We start from the raw sequence: 6,264 nt of genomic DNA, 5'->3' as shown, positions 1-6,264 counted from the left end.
GTGGTCGGCGTGCTGCTGCTGGCCGGGGCGGGCGGCGGCGCGTACTACTACCGGCAGCACCACGGGGCGCCGGCCGCGCCCGCCCCGGTCGCGTCCGGGACGGACAACCCGCTGCCCGCCGAGAGCCCGCTGCCCAGCGGCGCGCCCGCGCCCGCCGGGTACGCCTGGCAGGACGACCCGGCCGGGTTCCGCTTCCTGCTGCCCACCGACGGCGACTGGGTGCGCACCGAGAGGAGCGGCGGCCAGATCTACTACTCGCCGGACAACCAGGAGCACTTCCTGCTGTTCGCGGTGGCGGTCGGCCAGTCGCTCACCCCGCGCGAGCACCTGTTGCAGATGGAGGGCAACATCAGCAAGACGCTCGCGAACTTCCAGCGCACCACCCTCACCGACGTCAAGATCAAGGGGGAGCAGGGTGCGCTATGGGAGTTCAGCTTCGGAGCGAAGGACGCCCGCCGGCTGGCCAAGGAGGTCGAATTCCGGCGCACCGACGGCACGGCGTTCATGGTGTACGTGTCGGGGCCCGAGAAGGACTGGGTGGAGAGCCAGCGGCGGTTCACCACGGTGCTGAACAACTTCACGCCGACCATCTGAGCGACGGCGGCCTTCCGCCTTCGGGGTTACCGATGGGTACACAAGTCGGGGCCCAGGGCCTAGGCTGCCCGCATGACGGAGAGCACGATCCAGGCCCGGCGCAACCCTGCGGCGAACGGTGCGGCGCGCGGCGTCGCCACGGCGGTGCCGGCGGCGCTGGTCGCCCGGCTGGCCAAGGGCGTCACCGCCTCCGGCGGGGAGCGCGCGCAGACCCTCGCGCCGCTCACCGGCGAGGCGCTGGCCGACCTGCCGGTGTCCTCGGAACAGGACGTCGAGCTGGCGTTCGAGCAGGCCCGGCGGGCCCAGCCGGCCTGGGCCGCACTGTCGGTGCGGCACCGGGCGGGCGTCCTGCTGCGCTTCCACGACCTGCTGCTGAAGCGGCAGGACGAGGTGCTCGACCTCGTCCAGGCGGAGACCGGCAAGGCCCGGCTGCACGCCTTCGAGGAGGTGATGGCCGTCGCCTCGGCCGCCCGGCACTACGGCCGCGCCGCCCGCTCCTACCTGCGGGACCGCCGCCGCGGCGGCGCCGTGCCCGGCCTGACCAGCGCCGTGGAGGCCCGCCGCCCCAAGGGCGTGGTCGGGCAGATCTCGCCGTGGAACTACCCGCTGGAGCTGTCCGTCGGCGACGCGCTGCCCGCCCTGGTCGCGGGCAACGCGGTGGTCAACAAGCCGGACACCCAGACCGCGCTGACCGCGCTGTGGGCCCGTGAGCTGTTCGTCGAGGCCGGACTGCCCCCGCAGGTGTGGCAGATCGTGCTCGGCGACGGCCCGGTGGTCGGCCCGCAGGTCGTCGAGCGCGCCGACTACGTCGCCTTCACCGGCTCCACCCGCACCGGCCGGGAGGTGGCCCGGCGGGCCGCCGAGCGCCTGGTCGGCGCCTCGCTGGAACTCGGCGGCAAGAACGCCATGCTGGTGCTCGCCGACGCCGACCTGGACCGGGCCGCCGCGGGCGCCGTCCGGGCCTGCTTCTCCTCGGCCGGCCAGCTGTGCATCTCCATCGAGCGGATCCTCGTGCACCGCTCGGTCGCCGACGCCTTCCTGGCGAAGTTCGCCGAGAAGACCGCCGCGCTGCGCCTGGGCGGCGGCCTCGCCTACGGCGCCGACATGGGCTCGCTGGTCTCCGCCCGCCAGCTGGAGACCGTCACCCGGCACGTCGAGGAGGCCGTCAAGGCCGGCGCGAAGGTGCTGGCGGGCGGGCAGGCCCGGCCCGACCTGGGCCCGCTGTTCTACGAGCCCACCATCCTGGACGGCGTCACCCCCGACATGGCGGTCTGCGCCGAGGAGACCTTCGGCCCGGTCGTCTCGGTCTACCGCTTCGACACCGAGGACGAGGCCGTCGCCGCCGCCAACGACACCCCGTACGGCCTCAACTCGTCGGTCTGGACGAAGGACACCGCCCGCGGCCGCAGGGTCGCCGCCCGGCTGCGCACCGGCACCGTCAACGTCAACGAGGCGTACGCCGCCGCCTACGGCTCGGTGGCCTCGCCGATGGGCGGGATGGGCGACTCCGGTCTCGGCCGGCGGCACGGCGCCGAGGGCATCCTGCGCTACACCGAGGCGCAGACCGTTGCCGTGCAGCGGCTGCTGCCGATCGGCCCGTCGATGGGCATGGACGACCGCAGGTTCGCCGAGCTGTTCACCACCGGCCTGAAGGCCATGAAGGCGTTCCGACTGAAGTAGCCGACCCAGAAGGGGGCAGCAGTGTCGTACGACTACGACGTCGTGGTGGTCGGTTCGGGGTTCGGCGGCTCGGTCGCGGCCCTGCGGCTCACCGAGAAGGGCTACCGGGTCGCCGTCCTGGAGGCCGGGCGCAGGTTCCGCCGCGAGGAACTGCCCCGCACCTCCTGGAGCCTGCGCGACTACCTGTGGGCACCCGCCCTCGGCCGCTACGGCATCCAGCGCATCCACCTGCTGCGCAACGTGCTGATCCTGGCCGGGGCGGGCGTCGGCGGCGGCTCGCTGAACTACGCCAACACGCTGTACGTCCCGCCGAAGGCGTTCTTCGAGGACCGGCAGTGGCGGCACATCACCGACTGGCAGGCCGAGCTCGCCCCGTTCTACGACCAGGCGCAGCGGATGCTCGGGGTGCGGCTCAACCCCACCATGACCCCCTCCGACGTGCACCTGAAGGCCGCCGCCGAGGCGATGGGCTGCGGCGACACCTTCCACCTGGCGCCGGTCGGGGTGTTCTTCGGCGACGGGCAGGACGGCACCGGCGAGGCGAAGGCCGCGCCCGGCGGCGAGGTCGACGACCCGTACTTCGGCGGCGCCGGGCCGAAGCGCCGGGCCTGCACCGAGTGCGGGGAGTGCATGACCGGCTGCCGGCACGGCGCCAAGAACACCCTCACCGAGAACTACCTGTACCTGGCCGAGCGGGCCGGCGCCGAGATCCTGCCGATGACCACCGTGCACCGGCTGCGCCCGCACGGCGACGGCTACGCGGTCGACGTGCTGCCCACCGACGCCCGCACCCGGCGGGCCCGGAAGGCCGGGGCGCGCACGGTCACCGCCGAGCGGGTCGTCGTCGCGGCCGGCACCTACGGCACCCAGACGCTGCTGCACCGGATGCGCGAGGGCGGGCTGCTGCCGCGGATCTCCGCCCGGCTCGGCCACCTCACCCGCACCAACTCCGAGGCGCTGGTGGGCGCGCAGACCTCCACCCGGCGCTACGGGGAGCGCCCCGACTTCACCCGCGGCGTGGCCATCACCTCCTCGGTGCACCCCGACGCGAACACCCACATCGAGCCGGTCCGCTACGGGCGGGGCTCCAACGCGATGGGCGCGCTCTCCATCCAGCAGGTCCCCGGCGCCGGGCGCGGGCCGCGCTGGCTGCGCTACCTGGGCACCGCCGCCCGGCACCCGTGGATCTTCGTCCAGTCGATGAACCAGCACCGGTGGTCGGAGAAGACCATCATCGGCCTGGTCATGCAGTCCCTGGACAACTCGCTGACCGTCTCGCTGAAGAACGGGAAGCTCACCTCCCGGCAGGGCCACGGCGCGCCCAACCCCAGCTGGATCCCGGCCGCCGAGGAGGGCGCCCGCGCGCTCGCCGCCTCCATCAACGGCTTCCCCGGCTCCACCGCCGGCGAGGTCTTCGACATCCCGCTCACCGCGCACTTCCTCGGCGGCTGCCCGATCGGCGACAGCGCGGAGAGCGGCGTCGTCGACCCCTACCACCGGCTGTACGGGCACCCCGGGATCAGCGTCGTCGACGGCTCCGCGGTCTCCGCCAACCTGGGCGTCAACCCCTCGCTGACCATCACCGCGCAGGCCGAGCGCGCCATGTCGATGTGGCCCAACCGCGGCGAGGCCGACCCGCGCCCCGAACCCGGCGGCGCCTACCGGCCGGTGCCGCCCGTCGCCCCGCACCGCCCCGCCGTCCCCGACGGCGCGTTCGGCGCGCTGCGGCTGCCGCTGCTGCCCGTGCCCGAAGTTCCCCGCCGGGCCCCGGAAGGAGATTGACATCCCTTTACCTGCGGTGGGATAAACGGGCCCTCGAAGCACGAACCACCCTGGGGGGAACCACAGCATGCCCATCTGCCCGTCCTGCGGAGCGGCCTCGGCCGACCCGGCGGTGACCTGCGCCAACTGCGGAAGACCGCTCGCCGCGCCCGCCATCGGGGACGTCATCGAGGACAGCGCCGCGGTGCCCGGCGGCTCCCCGTGGGGCGCCGGCAAGGTGCACCACACCCGGGAGACGCCGCTGCTCTCCCGCGGCTGGCTGATCGCCGGCCGGGTGCTGCTCGCACCCACCGCACTGCTGCTGCTGGCCGCCGCGATCGGCAGCGGCAGCCATGACGAGTCGCCCCAGGCGTACGTGCCGGCGGATTCCGGCAACAGCTTCCAGGGCTGGCTCACCTTCATCCTCACCGCCTTCGGCACACCGCTGCGGATGACCATGAGCCCCACCGAGCACCGGGGCGACGGTTCGTCGATCGGCATGGAGACCAGCCTCCACCTGGTGCTGTACCTGGTCGCGCTGGGCTGGCTGCTGCTGCTCTGGTTCGGCCTGCACCTCGGGGCCCGGGGCCGCCGCCGGGCCGGGGCCGCCGAGCCGGCCGGGGCCGCGGTCGCGGTCCAGGCGCTGCGCACCGGCGCGGTGTCGGCGGCGGTCGCGCTGCTGCTGGGCTGGCTGGCCGGCCAGACCTCGGACGGCGGCGACGGCCACGCCGTGATGAGCTCCGAGGTCGGCCCGGCCCTGCTGCCGCTGGCGGTGTCCGCCGGCCTGGCCGCGGCCGTCCTGGTGCTGGCCGTGGACGGCGCGGCCGCGCTGCGCGCCGAGGCCGCCCGGCGCGGCTGGCTGGGCAGCCTGCTGGCGGCCTGGCAGCACGCCTTCCGGGTGGTCGTCGGCCTGCTGGTGCTGCTGACCGTGGTCGGGCTGGTGACGGAACTCGCCGACGAGGACGGGCTGGTGAACACCGGTAACCTGGCGCTGGCCACCAACCTCGGCGTGATGATGCACGGCATCGGCAGCGGCGCGACGCTGCTGAGCGCGGGTTTCGAGGACCACCGCCTGTCGCTGTCGCTGTTCGACCTGGGCGACCACACCGGCGCCTGGTGGTTCGCCGCCCTCCTGCCGCTGGTCGCGGCGCTGGCGCTCGGCTGGTCCGCGCACCGGGGGCGGCTGCCCCAGCGCGACCGGGCGGTGCTGGCGGGCCTGTACGCGCTGCTGAACACACTGCTGCTGCTCGGCACCTCGATGTGGCTCACGATGGGCGGCTCGTACAGCTCGGCGGACAGGGACGTCTCCACGAGCCAGGACGCGATGGGCTGGTCGGTGCTCTCGGTGCTGGTCTCCGCCCTGGTCTGGGGCGTGTTCGGCGCGCTCGCGGTGCCCGGCCTGCTCGACGGGCTGCGCGGCACCCCGGTGCCGCTGGCCCCGCCGCTCCCGGCCGCCCCGCCGTTCCCGGCCGCCCCGCCGATGCCCGGCGCGCTGCCCGGCACGCCGGTGCTGTCCGGCCAGGCCGCCGGCGAGCGGCCGGACACGGTCGCGCACGGCTCGGTCGAGCTGGTGGTCGACGAGCCGCCGGCCCCCGCCGTGGCGCTCGACAAGGACGCGGACCCGCACGCCGGGTTCCGGCGCCCGGAGGCCGACTGACCTGCCACCCGCCCCCGCCCCGGGCCCGGCCGCCCCGGGCCCGGACGGGCGGCCGGAGCAGGGCCCGGACCGGCCCCGGACAGCGCAAAGGGCCCCGCGGGGGAACGGGGCCCTTTGTCACAGCACTCGGCGTCAGGGCCGCGCCGGTGCTGGGTGACGGCGCCGGGGGAGGAGCGCCGTCGCGGAAAGATGGTCATGGGCACGCCCCTGGGCCGGATGGGCCTCACGGAGCGTGAAAGAGCGGCCGTCCGCGAGAACGGGCTCTCCGGAGCGGGAGGTGCACGGTGAGCCCCCCGCCTCCATGCATCGTCCTGGACGAGGGCCTTGCCGTGCAACCGATTCGGCGTAAATGAGGGGTACGGCCGGAACCGGACGCGGCGCGGGGCGGCGCCGGCCGGACCGCCGGGGGCGGTGACCGTGCGTGATAAGCGCTTGCGGGGCGTACTGGGGCGTACCGGGGCGTACGCCGGGGCGGGCGGCTGACTGAGGTGTGGCGGCCGGCCCCGGGACCGGCCGCCCCACCCCCGGTCCGCCCGGTGGCGGACGGGGTCGCTGTACCCAGCTGACCCGAC

3 protein-coding genes and 1 pseudogene are annotated in these 6,264 nt (G+C 74.9%); all 4 read left to right on the top strand.

The annotated features are described in order from the left end of the window. Window positions 1–594: pseudogene (locus ACFUEL_RS32655) on the top strand (hypothetical protein); the annotation flags it as partial. Window positions 595–666: 72 nt separating this feature from the next. Next, window positions 667–2,274 (top strand): succinic semialdehyde dehydrogenase, encoded by a 1,608-nt coding sequence (locus tag ACFUEL_RS32650; RefSeq protein WP_380240685.1) that lies wholly within the window; start codon window positions 667–669, stop codon window positions 2,272–2,274. 21 nt (window positions 2,275–2,295) lie between these two features. Then, window positions 2,296–4,056, top strand: coding sequence for a GMC oxidoreductase (locus ACFUEL_RS32645; protein WP_380240683.1), 1,761 nt, complete (start codon window positions 2,296–2,298; stop codon window positions 4,054–4,056). A gap of 67 nt (window positions 4,057–4,123) precedes the next feature. Next, a complete protein-coding gene (locus ACFUEL_RS32640) occupies window positions 4,124–5,692 on the top strand; it encodes a hypothetical protein (RefSeq protein ID WP_380240681.1) in 1,569 nt (522 codons plus the stop codon). Window positions 5,693–6,264: the final 572 nt, after the last annotated feature.

This window comes from Kitasatospora sp. NPDC057198, assembly GCF_042670125.1.
Taxonomy (GTDB): Bacteria; Actinomycetota; Actinomycetes; order Streptomycetales; family Streptomycetaceae; genus Kitasatospora.
This window is presented reverse-complemented; position numbering and strand designations above follow the sequence as displayed.